General features: G+C 70.0%; 13 protein-coding genes. 2 read left to right on the top strand and 11 right to left on the bottom strand.

Features of this window, described 5'->3' with window-relative positions; genetic code table 11:
- The 4 genes from QSG27_RS22255 to QSG27_RS22240 all read right to left on the bottom strand — a co-directional run.
- Positions 1-726 (bottom strand): class I SAM-dependent methyltransferase (locus QSG27_RS22255; RefSeq protein WP_306709982.1); only part of this gene is annotated, 726 nt, incomplete at its 3' end.
- A gap of 17 nt (positions 727-743) precedes the next feature.
- Positions 744-1,550: a prolipoprotein diacylglyceryl transferase gene (lgt, locus tag QSG27_RS22250; protein WP_306709981.1), complete on the bottom strand. Its 807-nt coding sequence runs from the start codon at positions 1,548-1,550 to the stop codon at positions 744-746.
- 94 nt (positions 1,551-1,644) lie between these two features.
- The gene (rfaD, locus tag QSG27_RS22245; protein ID WP_306709980.1) at positions 1,645-2,631 is read right to left on the bottom strand and encodes an ADP-glyceromanno-heptose 6-epimerase; all 987 of its coding nucleotides are present in this window, start codon (positions 2,629-2,631) and stop codon (positions 1,645-1,647) included.
- Between the two features lie 138 nt (positions 2,632-2,769).
- Positions 2,770-4,470, bottom strand: a complete 1,701-nt coding sequence (locus QSG27_RS22240) for a long-chain-fatty-acid--CoA ligase (protein ID WP_306709979.1) — start codon at positions 4,468-4,470, stop codon at positions 2,770-2,772.
- A gap of 287 nt (positions 4,471-4,757) precedes the next feature.
- Here QSG27_RS22240 and QSG27_RS22235 point away from each other — a divergent pair, with 287 nt between their 5' ends.
- Together QSG27_RS22235 and QSG27_RS22230 are read left to right on the top strand one after the other, a co-directional pair.
- Positions 4,758-5,306, top strand: a complete 549-nt coding sequence (locus QSG27_RS22235) for a cold-shock protein (RefSeq protein WP_306709977.1) — start codon at positions 4,758-4,760, stop codon at positions 5,304-5,306.
- Between the two features lie 112 nt (positions 5,307-5,418).
- The gene (locus QSG27_RS22230) at positions 5,419-6,081 is read left to right on the top strand and encodes a chemotaxis protein (RefSeq protein WP_306709975.1); all 663 of its coding nucleotides are present in this window, start codon (positions 5,419-5,421) and stop codon (positions 6,079-6,081) included.
- Positions 6,082-6,085: 4 nt separating this feature from the next.
- Here QSG27_RS22230 and QSG27_RS22225 read toward each other — a convergent pair whose 3' ends face one another.
- From QSG27_RS22225 to QSG27_RS22195, 7 genes are all read right to left on the bottom strand, one after another.
- Positions 6,086-7,168, bottom strand: coding sequence for a serine hydrolase domain-containing protein (locus tag QSG27_RS22225; RefSeq protein WP_306709973.1), 1,083 nt, complete (start codon positions 7,166-7,168; stop codon positions 6,086-6,088).
- Between the two features lie 62 nt (positions 7,169-7,230).
- Positions 7,231-9,924 (bottom strand): pyruvate, phosphate dikinase, encoded by a 2,694-nt coding sequence (gene ppdK, locus QSG27_RS22220; protein WP_306709984.1) that lies wholly within the window; start codon positions 9,922-9,924, stop codon positions 7,231-7,233.
- Between the two features lie 292 nt (positions 9,925-10,216).
- Positions 10,217-10,924, bottom strand: coding sequence for a DUF2270 domain-containing protein (locus QSG27_RS22215; protein ID WP_306709971.1), 708 nt, complete (start codon positions 10,922-10,924; stop codon positions 10,217-10,219).
- A gap of 52 nt (positions 10,925-10,976) precedes the next feature.
- Entirely contained in the window at positions 10,977-11,972 is a 996-nt protein-coding gene (gene bioB / locus QSG27_RS22210) for a biotin synthase BioB (RefSeq protein WP_306709970.1), read from the bottom strand.
- Between the two features lie 25 nt (positions 11,973-11,997).
- Entirely contained in the window at positions 11,998-13,302 is a 1,305-nt protein-coding gene (gene bioA / locus QSG27_RS22205; protein WP_306709969.1) for an adenosylmethionine--8-amino-7-oxononanoate transaminase, read from the bottom strand.
- Positions 13,299-14,708 (bottom strand): dethiobiotin synthase, encoded by a 1,410-nt coding sequence (gene bioD, locus QSG27_RS22200; protein ID WP_306709967.1) that lies wholly within the window; start codon positions 14,706-14,708, stop codon positions 13,299-13,301. Before bioD ends, bioA begins: the two co-directional genes overlap by 4 nt.
- On the bottom strand, positions 14,705-14,911 hold a 207-nt coding region (locus QSG27_RS22195), incomplete at its 5' end, for an alpha/beta fold hydrolase (protein ID WP_407653258.1). The genes bioD and QSG27_RS22195, both read right to left, overlap by 4 nt.

Here is a 14,911-nt window from a genome sequence, read left to right as displayed (position 1 = left end):
GCCGGGATGGGCGGCCAGCCGCCCGCCGATCAGCCGGGCCACCGCCTGGGAGGCGGGGGAGACCTCCACCACGCTGCCCTCCGGCGCGTCGCGGAGCTGCGGCGGGATCAGCCGGGCGCCGGCGCTGCCGAAGGCTTCCAGAACGAAGCGGAAGCGGGGCTCGTCGGCGGGCGCCGCGGGGTCGAGATCGACCAGCCGCTCGAACCAGCCGTGGCCGGTCTTCTGGACCTGACGGATGGGCAGGGCGTCGAAGAACTCGTTGGCGAGGATCAGGGTGGGGCCTTCGGGGACATCCTCCAGCCGGTCGTGCCACAGGACCGGAACGCCGGCCAGGGTCTCCCGCTGGCGGGCGCGCAGGGTCGGGCTGGTCTCCACCAGATGGACCCGCGCGGCCTCGCGGAAGGCGGGGACCAGGGCGGCGGCGCGCAGGGCGTCCTGCATCAGCGTGCCGCGGCCCGGCCCCAGCTCCACCAGATGGAAGGGGGCGGGGCCGCCCAGCCGCGCCCAGGTGTCCACGCACCACAGCCCGGCCAACTCGCCGAACATCTGGCTGATCTCCGGGGCGGTGGTGAAGTCGCCGGAGACGCCGAAGGGGTCCTGGCGCATGTAGTAGCCGAAGCGCGGGTGGCCCAGCGCCTCCGCCATGAAGGCGGCGACCGACAGCGGCCCGTCCATCAGGATGCGGCGGGCGAGGTGATGGGCGAGGCTGTCCGTGGCGTCACTCATGGCGGGACCTTCCGGGGTCAGACGGCGGCGGGGCGGCGGCGGGACTGGGCGACCAGCCAGACGCCGAACAGCACCATCGGCACCGACAGAAGCTGGCCCATGGTCGCCCCGGCGTAGAGGAAGCCGAGCTGCGGGTCGGGCTCGCGGAAGAACTCCGCGGTGATGCGCGACAGGCCGTAGCCGATGAAGAAAATGCCCGCGGTCATGCCAGCCCGCCCGCGCACGCCGGGCATCCGCACCAGGATGGCGAGCAGGACGAACAGCACCGCCCCTTCCAGGAAGGATTCATAGAGCTGGCTGGGGTGCCGCGGCACCTGGAGCGGGTCGCGCGGGAACACCACCGCCCAGGACACGTCAGGCGCCGGGCGGCCGTACAGCTCGCCGTTGATGAAGTTGGCGATGCGGCCGAAGAACAGCCCGATGGGGGCCGCGGCGGCGATCAGGTCGCCGAAGGCCAGCGGCGACAGGCCCCGCTTCCAGCAGAACAGCAGGATCGCGCCGAGGACGCCGATCAGCCCGCCGTGGAAGGACATGCCGCCGTGCCAGACCATCAGCGCGTCGAGCGGGTTCTGAAGGTAGAAGGGCAGGTTGTAGAACAGCACGTAGCCGATCCGCCCGCCCAGGATGACGCCCACCACCGCCCAGGTCAGGAAGTCGTCGTAATCCTCCGCCGAGGGGCGGCCCGGCGTGCTGCGGGCCAGCGCCAAGCAGTAGCGCCAGCCCAGCACGAAGCCCGCCAGATAGGCCAGCGCGTACCAGCGGATGACGATCGGCCCGAGTTCGAACGCCACGGGGTCGATGGCGGGGAAGGCGATGGCGAGCATGCGCGGCGGATGCCTTGTGTGGTTTGGGCTGTGGTTTGGGCTGTGGTTTGGGCTGTGGTTTCGGCTTTTCCCCCTGGGCGGGGGAGCGGGACCGTCAGCGGTAGGGGTCGGGCTGCGACAGGAAATCCTGGACGTAGCGGCGCACGCCCTCCTCCAGCTCGGTGAAGGGCCGGTCGAATCCGGCGGCGCGCAGACGGCCGGTCCGCGCCTCGGTGAAATACTGGTACTTGCCCTGGAGCGCTTCCGGCATGTCGAAATACTCCACGCGCGGTTCCAGCCCCAGCGCGGCGAAGGTGGCGAGCGCCAGATCCTTGAAGCTGCGGGCCTTGCCGGTGCCGACGTTGAACAGCCCGCTGACCTGCGGGTTGTCGTACAGCCACAGCATCACCGCCACGCAGTCGTCCACGTAAATGAAGTCGCGGAGCTGCCCGCCGTCCTCGAAATCCGGGCGGTGCGACTTGAAGAGGCGCGCCGGCTCCCCGGCCTTGAGCTGGGGGTGCAGCTTGGCGACGACGCTCATCATGTCGTCCTTGTGCCGCTCGTTCGGGCCGTAGACGTTGAAGAACTTCAGGCCCGCCCACTGCGGCGGAACGATGTCGCCCTCCGCCACCACGCGGGCGATGCGGCGGTCGATCAGGTGCTTGGACCAGCCATAGGCGTTCAGCGGGCGCAGGCCCGCCAGCGCCTCCGGCGACCCGTCGTCGTCGAAGCCGGCGGAGCCGTCGCCGTAGGTCGCGGCGGAGGAGGCGTAGATCAGCCGCGCGCCCCGCCAGGAGCACCAGCGCCACAGGTCGAGCGTCAGCGCGACGTTGTTGGCGACGATCTTGTCCACGTCGCGTTCCGTCGTCGCCGAGATGGCGCCGAGGTGGAAGATCACGTCGATCTCCGCGGCGTGCTGGTCGAGGAAGGCCAGCGCGTTCTCCGGCGCGACGAGGGTGGCGAGTTCCCGCTTGGCGAGATTCTGCCACTTCTCCCCATCGCCGAAGCGGTCGATCACCGCGACGTTGGTGATGCCGCGCGCGGCCAGGGCCGCCACGAGGTTCGAGCCGATGAAACCGGCCCCACCGGTGACCACGATCATGCGCTTTTCCTTGCCGCCGGACCGAAAGAAAGGACGAGCGTCCTTATAGGGTCCGGGGGGCGGGGCCGCAAGGTGGGGTGGGGCGTATGGCCCCCCTGCGGTTCTGGAAGAGGCGGCTCTGGAAGACCACGCGGCCCGTTATGCGCCCTTCCGCCGCGCCTCCTCCTCGTCCAGCAGGGCCTTGCGGGACAGCTTGCCGATCATGGTCTTGGGCAGTTCGTCGCGGAACTCGATCGCCTTCGGCATCTCGATGGGCGAGAGCTTGTCCTTGAGGAAGTCGATCAGCTCCTCGCGGGTCAGGGTCTTGCCGTCGTCGACGCGGATGTAGGCCTTCACCGTCTGGCCGCGGTACTCGTCGGGCAGGCCGGCGACCACGCATTCGGCCACGGCGGGGTGCAGGTAGATCGCCTCCTCCACGTTGCGCGGGTAGACGTTGAAGCCGCTGCACAGGATCATGTCCTTGATGCGGTCCACGATGTGGGTGTAGCCGTCCTCGTCCATATAGCCGACGTCGCCGGTGTGCAGGCGCCCGTCCACCAGGGTCAGGGCGGTTTCCGACGGCTTGTTCCAATAGCCCTTCATCACCTGGGGGCCGCGGATGCAGACCTCGCCCTTCTCGCCGACGGGCAGGACGCGGCGCGGCTCCTCCAGGCTGAGGATCTCGATCAGGGTGCCGGGCAGGGGCAGGCCGATGGACCCCGCCTTGTTCAGCCCGGTCACCGGATTCGCCGTGGCGACCGGCGAGGATTCGGACAGGCCGTAGCCCTCCACCAGCACGCAGCCGGTGTTCCGCTCGAACGCCTCCTTCACCTCCACCGGCAGGGGCGCGCCGCCCGACAGGCAGTAGCGGATCGAGGACAGGTCGTACTTCTCCAGATGCCGGTGGTGGTTGATCGCCGTGTAGATGGTCGGCACCGCCGGGAACAGGGTCGGCTTCTTGGCGTGGATGGTTTCCATCACCTGATCCAGCTCGAAGCGGGGCAGCATGACGATCTCCGCCCCGATGCGGATGCTGAAGTTCATCACCACCGTCATGGCGAAGACGTGGAAGAAGGGCAGCACGCCCAGCATCCGTTCCTGCCCCTGCCGCGCGCCGACGAACCACAGGCTGCACTGCTCGGTGTTGGCGAAAAGGTTGGCGTGGGTCAGCATGGCGCCCTTGGGAACGCCGGTGGTGCCGCCGGTGTATTGCAGCACCGCCACGTCCTGCGCCGGGTCGATGGCGACCGGCTGTGGGCGCCCGTCGTTGGCGACGAGCCGGCGGAAGGACAGATGCCGGCTGTCCGATGGGACGCGCGCGACCTCCGCCCGCTTCACGATGGGGAACAGCCAGTTCTTGGGGAAGGGCAGGATGTCGGCCATCGGGCAAATCACCAAGCGCTTCAGCCCCGATTCGGCCAGCATCCGCGCCATCTTGCCGTAGAGCACCGTCAGGTCCAGCGTGACCATCAGCTCCACGCCGCTGTCGGTGATCTGGTGGTGCAGCTCCCGCTCCGCATAGAGGGGGTTGAAGTTCACCACCGTGCCGCCGGCCTTCAGGATCGCGAAATAGCAGATCACGTAATAGGGCGTGTTGGGCAGGAACAGACCGACGCGCACGCCCTTGCCGACCCCGATCGCCTGGAAGCCGCGGGCGGCGCGGTCCACCATCCGCGCCACTTCGGCGTAGGTCGAGCGCTTGCCCATGAAGTCGAGGAAGGGACGGTCCGCGAAGCGGGACGCCGCTTCCTCCAGCAGGGCGGTCAGCGGTTTCACCGGAATCGGCGCGTTCCAGTCCACGTCGGGCGGATAGCCCAGGGTCCAGGTCTGGTCGGGCAGGCTGCGTGCCGCATCACCCATGATCGTTCTCCCTCCCTTGTTCCTTATTTGTATGGGGCCTTGCCGGCATTTTCGCCTTGTTGGTTGGCCATACCCCCAATGTAACCCTTTTTGTCCTCCGTCATCCGGAGAAATGGTCCCCACAGCGGTGCCGTGACCAGAGGGAGCGGCGGCTGTGACGAAAAAATTACTCTGGAGTCCCTATTTTCAGTGTGGCTAAATTCATGCCCGGCGAACGGTCCGGCGATGTTGGGCGGCGCCGGTCCGTTTTCATCGCGCGTGGCGCCTTGTCCGAAAGGTTCGGAACCTTGCCTTCAGCCGATTCGCATTCCGGCGACGCCCTCGCCGCCCCCTACCCCGGTGAGGGCGTGCCGCTCCGCGCCCTGGTCAAATGGTTCGATCCGGCCAAGGGCTTCGGCTTCGTGGCGCCGCAGGACGGGACGGATGACGCCTTCCTGCACATCTCCGCCCTCAACCGGGCCGGGCTCCACGAGATCGGCGACGGGGCGGAGCTTCTGTGCCGGGTCGCCCCCGGCGCCAAGGGGCCGCAGGTGGCGGCCATCGTGGAGGTGCTGAGCGCGGGGGCGCCGCCGTCCACGAAGGGGGCCGCGGGCCGCACCTCCCACCGCGACGCGGCGTTCGGCCCGGAGGAGGAACTGACCGGCACCGTAAAGTGGTTCAAGCCCGACCAGGGATTCGGCTTCGTCACCGCGGACGACGGCGCCAAGGACGTCTTCGTCCACAAGAGCGTCCTGCGCCGCTGCAACCTGAGCGGCCTGGAATCCGGACAGCGGGTGCTGTTGCGGGTGCGCGCCGCGCCGAAGGGGCGGGAGGCGTCCTGGGTCGTGCCGCTCTGAGGCGCTGCTCAACGACGGGTGGGCAACGGTGGGTGGGGCGGATATTTTGTATTTTCTTTAAGTGCGATGGGTTACCATCGGCGGTGATCGTTTCCCCCGCAGGCCGACGACGATGCCTCTGTCCGGACCGTTCCATTTCCAATCCTCCACCGGTTTCGACCGGCGTGGCGACGGAAGCGGCGGGCTGCGCTCGGACGGCAGCTACCTCGACCATGAATTCGGGGCCTATGTGGTGCCGGTGGTTCTGGGCCATCATCGGATCTCCAGCCGCGGCGACGACATGCTGGTGACCACGCTCGGGTCCTGCGTCGCCGCCTGCATCAACGATCCGGTGGCGCAGGTCGGCGGCATGAACCATTTCCTGCTGCCCGGCTCTCCCGCCAGCGGCGATGGATTCGGGGTCGCCACCCGGTATGGCAGCGTGGCGATGGAACGTCTGATCAACGACCTGCTGGAGCGCGGCGCCCGGCGCGAGCGGATGGAAGTCAAGCTGTTCGGGGCCGCCCGCGTCATCGACACCAGCCTGGACGTCGGCGCCGCCAACGCCGCCTTCGCGCTGGATTACGTCCAGCGGGAGGGGCTGGCGCTGGCCGTGCAGGATCTGGGCGGGGACAAGGGCCGGCGCATCCATTTCTTCCCGGCCACCGGCCGGGCCTTCCGCCGCCTGCTGCGCCCCGAGACGGAGCGCGAGACGCTGCATCAGGAAATGGACTATCTCCAGGCGCTGAGGCGCACCCCCGTGGAGGGGGAAATGGAGCTGTTCGACCGGCGCTGAGGGCTCATCCCCTCAGGATCTCGGCGGCTTCCACGGTCATCCATTCCGCCTGGTCGTTGTCCTCGCCATCGGTGAGGAGGGCCACGGTCACCGGCTCCTCCCCCGGCCTGCGGGCGGGGAAGTGATAGGCGCAGGCCGACCCGCCCGGCCCGCCTCCGGTGTGTCCCCAATAGGGGCCGGCCTGCGCGTCCCGCTCCACCATCAGGCCGAGGCCGTAGCCCGGCTCCACCCACGGGCGCCCGCGCATGGTGCCCGGCACCGGAACGGAGTCGTGCATGCGCGCCGCCAGGGCGTCGGGCAGCAGGCCGCCCGCGAAGAGCCCGTGCAGCACACCGGCGATGTCCGCCGCCGCCGCCGCCACCACGCCATGGGCCACCCAGCCCGGATGGTAGAGGGCCGCCACGTCGGCGGGCGGTCCCTCCCTGCCGCCGAGATAGGGGCTGGGACCGGTTCTCAGGCCGGACAGGTCGCCGCGGCCGGAGGGCACGGACCAGCCGGTCAGCGCCAGCGGGCCGAACAGCTCACGCTCCAGCGCTTGGGCGAAGGGCAGGCCGGAGGCCCGCTCCAGCACCCGTTTCGCCAGCAGATAACCGATGTTGGAGTAGGAGAATTCCCGCCCCGGCGGGGCGAACAGGTCGGCGGCGCGGCAGTGCCGGAGGAATTCCTCCTCGCTCCAGGGCTCCCCGCCCGCCCGGACGGCGGCATGGTAGGCGGGGCTGCCGCCGTAATTGCGCAGGCCCGCCCGGTGGGCGAGAAGCTGGGCCAGGGTGATCCGGTCCGCCGCCGCGAAGTCCGGCAGCCAGCGGTCCAGCGGGGCGTCGGGGTCGATCAGGCCCCGCCCGCACAGCCGCAGCAGGGCGGCGGCGGTCAGGGTCTTGGTGACGCTGTAGACCAGGAAGCGGGCCGTGACGGGCGGTGGCGCCGCCCCGCCGCGGGCGAGGCCGGCGGTCCAGGACCGTGGACCCGCCCGGACCGCCACCACCGCCGCGCGGGCCGTGGTGGGGCCGTCGCCCTCGTCGAGGCAGGCGCCGAGACGGTCGGTCAGCAGGTCGATGTGCCGGGTCGGAAGGGCGGCGTCAGGGTCCACGGAAACACATCCCAGAAAAAACGAAGGCCCCCGGGGTGGGGGCCTTCGCGTCGTCGGGTCGGTCAGTCGCGCTTCACCGTGTCGGCGTCCAGCGCCGCCTGGGCGGCGGCGAGACGGGCGATCGGCACGCGGTAGGGCGAACAGGACACGTAATCCAGCCCGACCTTCTCGCAGAAGGAGATGGAGGCCGGGTCGCCGCCATGCTCGCCGCAGATGCCGAGCTTGATGTTCGGACGGGTCTTGCGGCCGCGCTCCGTGGCGATGGCGATCAGCTCGCCCACGCCGTCCTGGTCCAGCGTCTGGAACGGGTCGTGCTCCAGAATGCCCTGGCGCTGGTACTCCGGCAGGAAGGCGCCGGCGTCGTCGCGCGACAGGCCGAAGGTCGTCTGGGTCAGGTCGTTGGTGCCGTAGGAGAAGAACTCCGCCGTCTCCGCGATCTCACCGGCCTTCAGCGCGGCGCGCGGCAGCTCGATCATGGTGCCGACCATGTAGTCGAAGCTGACGCCGGTCTGCTCGATGACCTCCTTGGCGACGCGGTCCACGACGGCCTTGAGGATGTCCAGCTCCTTCTTGGTGCCGATGAGCGGGATCATGACCTCCGGCATCACCGTCTCGCCCGTGGTCTTGGAAACCTCGGCGACCGCGCTGAAGATGGCGCGGGCCTGCATCTCGTAGATCTCGGGGTAGGTGATGCCGAGGCGGCAGCCGCGGTGGCCGAGCATCGGATTCGCCTCGTGCAGCTGCACGACGCGGTGGTTCACCTTGAGCTGGTCGGTGCCGGTGGCCTTGGCGACCTCCGCCATCTCCGCCTCGGTGTTCGGCAGGAACTCGTGCAGCGGCGGGTCGAGCAGGCGGATGGTCACCGGCAGGCCCGACATGATGGTGAACAGCTCGACGAAGTCCTTCTTCTGGAAGGGCTCCAGCTTCGCCAGCGCGGCGCGGCGGCCGGCCTCGCTCTCCGCCAAGATCATCTCGCGCACCGCCAGGATGCGGTCCGGGTCGAAGAACATGTGCTCGGTGCGCGACAGGCCGATGCCCTCCGCGCCGAACTTCCGCGCGGTGCGGGCGTCCAGCGGGGTTTCCGCGTTGGTGCGGATCTTCATGCGGCGCAGCGAATCGGCCCAGCCCATCAGCGTGGCGAAATCGCCCGACAGCTCCGGCTGGATCGTCGGCACCTCGCCCAGCATCACCTCGCCGGTCGAACCGTCGATGGTGACGATGTCGCCTTCCTTGATGGCGATGCCGCGGACCGACATGGTCTTGGTCTTGTAGTCCACGCGGAGGTCACCCGCACCCGACACGCAGGCGCGGCCCATGCCGCGGGCCACCACGGCGGCGTGGCTGGTCATGCCGCCGCGGGTGGTCAGGATGCCGCGGGCGGCGTGCATGCCGTGGATGTCCTCCGGCGAGGTCTCGACGCGGCAGAGGATGACCGCCTCGCCCTGGCCGGCCAGCGTCTCGGCCTCGTCGGCGGTGAAGACGACCTTGCCCGAGGCCGCACCCGGCGACGCCGGCAGGCCCTTGGCGATGACCTTGCGCTCCGCCTTCGGGTCCAGCGTCGGGTGGAGGAGCTGGTCGAGCGAGGCCGGGTCGATGCGGCGCACCGCCTCGGCCTTGTCGATCAGACCCTCGTCGGCGAGATCGACGGCGATCTTCAGCGCCGCCGGGGCGGTGCGCTTGCCGTTGCGGGTCTGCAGCATGAACAGCTTGTTCTGCTGGACCGTGAATTCGATGTCCTGCATGTCGCGGTAGTGCTTCTCCAGCGTGAGGCGGACCTCGTTCAGCTGGTTGAAGACTTCCGGCATCACCTCTTCCATGGCGGGGAGGTCGGACTTGTTGGCCTGCTTCCCGGCGATGGTCAGGTGCTGCGGCGTGCGGATGCCGGCCACCACGTCCTCGCCCTGGGCGTTGACGAGATACTCGCCGTAGAAGGCGTTCTCGCCGGTGGACGGGTTGCGGGTGAAGGCCACGCCGGTGGCGCAGTCGTTGCCCATGTTGCCGAACACCATGCACTGCACGTTCACGGCGGTGCCCCAGTCGGCGGGGATGTCGTGCAGCTTGCGGTAGGTGATGGCGCGGGCGTTCATCCAGGAGCCGAACACGGCGCCGACGGCGCCCCAGAGCTGCTCCTGCACGTCCTGCGGGAAGGGCCGGCCGAGTTCGTGCTCGACGGCCTTCTTGTAGTCCTCGATCACGGCCTGCCAGTCGGCGGCGCTCAGATCGGTGTCGAGGTTGTGGTTCTTGTCGCGCTTGTGGTTGTCCAGGATCTCCTCGAAGTGGTGGTGGTCAACGTCCAGCACCACGTTCGAGTACATCTGGATGAAGCGGCGGTAGCTGTCGTAGGCGAATCGGGCGTCGCCCGAGCGCTTGGCGAGGCCGGCGGCGGTCGCGTCGTTCAGGCCGAGATTCAGCACCGTGTCCATCATGCCCGGCATGGAGGCGCGGGCGCCCGAGCGCACCGAGACCAGCAGCGGGTTGGCCGGATCGCCGAAGGTGGCGTCCATGGCCTGCTCCAGCCGCTTCACCGCGGCTTCCACCTGGGCCTTCAGCTCCGGCGGATAGTTGCGGCCGTTGGCATAGAAATAGGTGCAGACCCCAGTCGTGATGGTGAAACCCGGAGGAACCGGGAGGCCCAGATTGGCCATCTCGGCCAGATTGGCTCCCTTGCCGCCGAGCAGGTTCTTCATGTCCGCCCGGCCTTCGGTGGCATCGGCACCGAAGCTGTAAACCCACTTGTTCTCGCCCTGGCTCGCCATCGTGAAATCCTCGTTCACCTCTATGGTCGTCCGGCCGTCGGCTGTGCGGGGAACCGGGGAAGGCCAGCCCGGTGAACGGGTGTCCTTCTGGTATGACCGCGCAACCGCATCCGATGGTGCACCTTCTATCTCCCCGCGGAAGGAGAACACAAGACGATCCGTTGCATGGCGTGAGCGCGGCGGTGCTGATCCCATTTATGCCACGGCGTGCAAAAGGGGGAGGCCTGATCGGAAGGGGTACCGCCAATGCGCCGATGCATCCCTCTCCCGGGGCGGGAGAGGGGCTTGGGTTTCACGGCCCCCGCGCCAGATCCAGCACGGCGTCGGTGGTGGGCGGCGGCGGGCGTTCGCGGTCGGCGCCGCGGCGGCTGCGGTAGGTGCGGAAGGCGATGGCCATCCAGGCGCCGTGGAAGGCGAGGCCGCAGAGCAGGACGATCTCCCCCGGCACCGGCCCGATGGTCGCCCGCGCGAAGAACTCCTCCAGGCTGGAGAGCGGGACCGGGTGGATCATCAACTTGCCCAGATAGGCCACCACCTGGATCAGGAAGATCCAGCCGTAGTTCCGCCGCAGCCGGCGGCCCACCGCCTCCCGATAGGTGATGTGCAGGTTGGGGTGCTGGTAGTCCTGGAACAGCGTCTCGTTCCAGCCCCTGGCGAACTGGTCGCCCTGGCCGCGCAGGATGGGGCCGAGAAAATACAGCTCCAGCACATGGGCGCGGATCCGCCAGAAGTCGAAGAAGCGGTAGCGCCGCGCCTCGATGTAGAGGAACACGGCGACCAGAAGCCCCACCAGCACCAGCGGCAGGGGGGAGGCGGTGGCGCTGCTGAAGGTCAGCGACAGGGCGATGCCGGTGGTGACGACCGCCCAGTTGGTGGTGGCGTCCAGCCGCGTGCGCCAGACGGTGCTGCGGTAGATCTCGGCCCGGTAGAGATGCGACAGGGCCGTGACCTCGGCGGAGGTGTAGTGGGTCTTGGGTGCTTTGGCGGCGATGTCGTCCATGGCGGCGTCCTCCCCCCGTTTCTTCTTGATGCGGGGGGAGGGCGCCGGCGCGTCAGTGGGCGCCGCCGTCGGCCTCCAGCCCCAGCCGGTCGAACAGCCGCTGGTCGGCCTCGTGCTCCGGGTTGCCGGTGGTCAGCAGCTTGTCGCCATAGAAGATGGAGTTCGCGCCGGCATAGAAACAGAGCGCCTGCCCCTCGTCGCTGAGCGAACGGCGGCCCGCCGACAGGCGGACGTAGGAGCGCGGCATCAGGATGCGGGCGACCGCGATGGTGCGGATGAACTCGAAGGCGTCCAGCACGTCCACGCCGCCCAGCGGGGTGCCGGCGACCGACACCAGCTTGTTGATCGGCACGCTTTCCGGCTGCGGCGACAGGTTCGCCAGCGTCTCCAACAGGCCGGCGCGGTCCACCCGGCTCTCCCCCAGCCCGACGATGCCGCCGGAGCAGACCTTCAGCCCGGCGTCGCGGACGTTGGCCAGCGTGTCCAGCCGGTCGCGGTAGCTGTGGGTGGAGACGATCTGTTCGTAGAACTCCTCCGACGTGTCGAGGTTGTGGTTGTAGTAGTCGAGCCCGGCGTCCTTCAGCGCGTCGGCCTGCGGGCGGGTCAGCATGCCCAGCGTCATGCAGGCTTCCAGCCCCAGGTCCTTCACGTCGCGGACGATGTTCGCCAGCTTCTCCACGTCGCGGTCCTTCAACTCCCGCCACGCGGCACCCATGCAGAAGCGGCCCGCCCCCGCCTTCTTCGCCTTCTCCGCGGCGGCGCGCACCTGGGCGCGGTCGAGCAGCTTCTCCGCCGCGAGGCCGGTGTCGTACTTTACGCTCTGCGCGCAGTACTTGCAGTCCTCCTGACAGCCGCCGGTCTTGATGTTCATCAGGGTGGAAAGCTGGACCTTGTTCGGGTCGTGGTGCTGGCGGTGCGTCTCGTGGGCGCGGTGCAGCAGCTCCATGAAGGGCAGCTCGAACAGGGCCAGGATGTCCTCGCGGGTCCAGCGCCGGGCGGTGGCGGCGGTGGCGGCGGAGTCCGCGGTCGGCATGGCGGTGTCGGGCATCATCGGTCCTCGGGTCAAAGGCGGGTCAGAGAAGGGTATCGGCGGCGTCGCGGATCGCGCTGTAGGCACGGTCCAATTGTCCGTCCGTCACGCAATAGGGCGGCAGAAGGTATATCACGGGGCCGAGCGGGCGCAGCAGCAATCCCCGGTCCAGGAAGAAGCGCTTCAGCGTCTGCCCGACCGCGGCGGTGTAGCCCTGCGCGTCGGTCACCTCGATGGCGGCGATGGTGCCCATGACGCGCCCGCGCGACAGCTTCGGGTGCTTGGACAGGTCGGCGATGGCGGCGCGGTGCCGCTCCTCGATGCGCTTGAGGCTGGCGGCGGTCTCCGCCGAGGTGGTCAGGTCCAGCGAGGCCAGCGCCGCGGCGCAGCCCAGCGGGTTGGCGGTGAAGCTGTGGCCGTGGGCGAAGGCCCGGTCGAACCCGGCGCCCTTGAACGCCTCGTAGACCGCTTCGCCGCAGGCGGTGACCGACAGCGGCAGGAAGCCGCCGGTCAGCCCCTTGGACAGGCAGATCAGGTCCGGCGCGACCCCGGCCTTCTGGCTGGCGAACAGGGCGCCGGTGCGCCCGAAGCCGGTCATCACCTCGTCGAAGATCACCAGCGCGCCCGCCGCCCGCACCCGCGCGGCCATGGCCCGCAGGAAGTCCGGGCGGCAGAAGCGCATGCCCGCGGCGCCCTGGACCAGCGGTTCGATGATGACGGCGACCATCTCCGCGCCGTTGGCGGCCAGCCAGCGGTCCAGCCAGTCCAGCGCCGCGGCCTCCTTCGCCTCGACCTCCGGGTCGCCGTCCCAGGTGGCGGGGTAGGGCATGCGGTCCACGGCGAAGAGAAGCTCGTGGAACGGCTCGTAGAAGCCGGAGCCGACCCCCGCCGCCATGGCACCGAAGGTGTCGCCGTGATAGCTGCCCTCGAAGGCCAGGAAGCGCCGCCGCCGTCCCTCGCCCTTGTTGCGCCAGTACTGCCAGGCGAGCTTCAGCGCCACCTCCACCGCCGTCGAGCCGTTGTCGGAGAAGAAGACGCGGCTGAGGTCCCCCGGCAGCACCTCGGCGAGGCGGGCGGCGAGGCGGGCGGCGGGGGCGTGGGTGAAGTCGGCGAAGATCACCTGCTCCAGCCTGTGGGCCTGCTCGGCGATGGCCCCGGCGATGGCCGGGTGGGCGTGGCCGTGCAGGTTCACCCACCAGGAGGAGATGAGATCCAGGATCTCCCGCCCGTCCTCGGTGAACAGGCTCACCCCTTCGCCGTGGGTGACGGCCAGCGGTTCCGGCGCGGTCTGCGCCTGGGTGAAGGGGTGCCAGACGTGAAGCCGGTCGAGAGCGATGGTGTCGGTCATGGAAACACGCGGTCGAAGGAGGGGATGAGGGCCGCCGCCTCGGCGACGGACGCGGCGTCGATGTGCGAGAGCGTGGGGATTTCGGCCAACACGGGGACCTTGCCGAACCGCTCGATGGCGGCGCGGTTGCCGGGGTTGGGCGGGCCGTTCAGCACCACCCCGGCCACCGCCAGCCCGCGCGCCCGCAGCGCCTCCAGGCTCAGCAGCGTGTGGTTGATGGTGCCGAGCGTGCTGCGCGCCACCAGAACTACCGGCAGGCCGAAACGGGCGATCAGGTCGATGATGAAGACGTCCCCGGTCACCGGGACCATCAGCCCGCCGGCCCCCTCCACCACCAGCGGACGGCCGGTGTCGGGCAGCGCCAGGGCGCCGGGGTCGATGGCGACGCCCTCCAGATCCGCGGCGGCCAGGGGAGACAGCGGCTCGGCCAGCGCGTAGGCCGGCGGGTGGACGCGCTCCGCGGGCAGGGCGGCGAGGCCGGCGACGGTGGGGGTGTCGCCCGGCTCGTCCTTCAGGCCGGTTTGCAGGGGCTTCCAATAAGCGGCGTCCCAGGCCCGCACGAGGCAGGCGGAGACCAGCGTCTTGCCGACGCCGGTGTCGGTGCCGGTGACGAAGACGCCGCGGGGTTTGGCGCCGTCCTTGCGGAACAGGCCGTAGGCGATGTGGTGGGTCATGGTCAATCCTTCCGGCCTTGCCAGCCGGCGCAGCACGCGGCGCAGGGCGCCCGGCGGCAGGGGGCGGCGGCCCTCCGCCGGCAGATGGGCGCCGATGCCCTTCAGTTCGGCCAGGAACTCCAGCCCGTCGGCGTGACGGCGGAGCAGCCGGTCCTCCTCCACCGTTCCCGCGCCGCCGCCGGGCCACAGCCGGTCGAGGTCGTGGCGGGTGGGGTAGGCGGGCACCCCGGCCTCCAGCCCCAGCGCATGGTGGGCTTCCCGCCACTCCCGGAAGCTGTCGGCGGCGAGCGTGGCGAAGGCGATGCGTCCGCCCGGCGCGAGCAGCCCCGCCCAGCGCGCCAGGGCGGCGGCGGGATCGCGGAACCATTGCAGGGCGAGGCTGGAGACGATCAGGTCGAAGGGACCGTCGAGGTCCGGCGTTTCGCCATCCAGAATCCGGAACTCGGAGTCGGTCGGATCGCCCAGCGCGGCGCGGCAACGCGCCAGCATGTCCGGCGACAGGTCGGTGAGCAGCCAGTCCGCCGGGCCGATCCGCCCGCGCAGGGCGCGGCTGAGGAAACCGGTGCCGCAGCCGATCTCCAGCACGCGGGGGCGGGGCGGCAGGGGCAGATGGGCCACCCGCTCCGCCAGACGTTCCGCCGCGACGCGCTGCACGGCGGCGTGGTCTTCGTAGCGGAGAGCGGCCTTGCCGAAGGCGGCGGCGATGGCGGCCTTGCGCGGGTCGAGGGTCATTTCGACAGCCCGGCGGCAAAGGCGGCGATCCGCTCCGCGCACCAGCCCGGCGCGGTCAGCGGCAGCAAGTGTCCGCCCTCCGGGTGCCACGCGGTGTCAATGCCGCTCAGCGCCTGTTCGGTCATGGCCGGCGGCACGATGGGGTCCTGCGCCCCCGCCAGGGCCAGCGCCGGGCCGGCCAGCGCCTCGCGGGCGTCCCAGTC

It is taken from the genome of Azospirillum isscasi, assembly GCF_030849505.1.
In the GTDB taxonomy this organism is placed as follows: domain Bacteria; phylum Pseudomonadota; class Alphaproteobacteria; order Azospirillales; family Azospirillaceae; genus Azospirillum; species Azospirillum isscasi.
The sequence above is the reverse complement of the archived record's forward strand: the minus strand, read 5'-3'. Positions and strand labels throughout refer to the sequence as shown.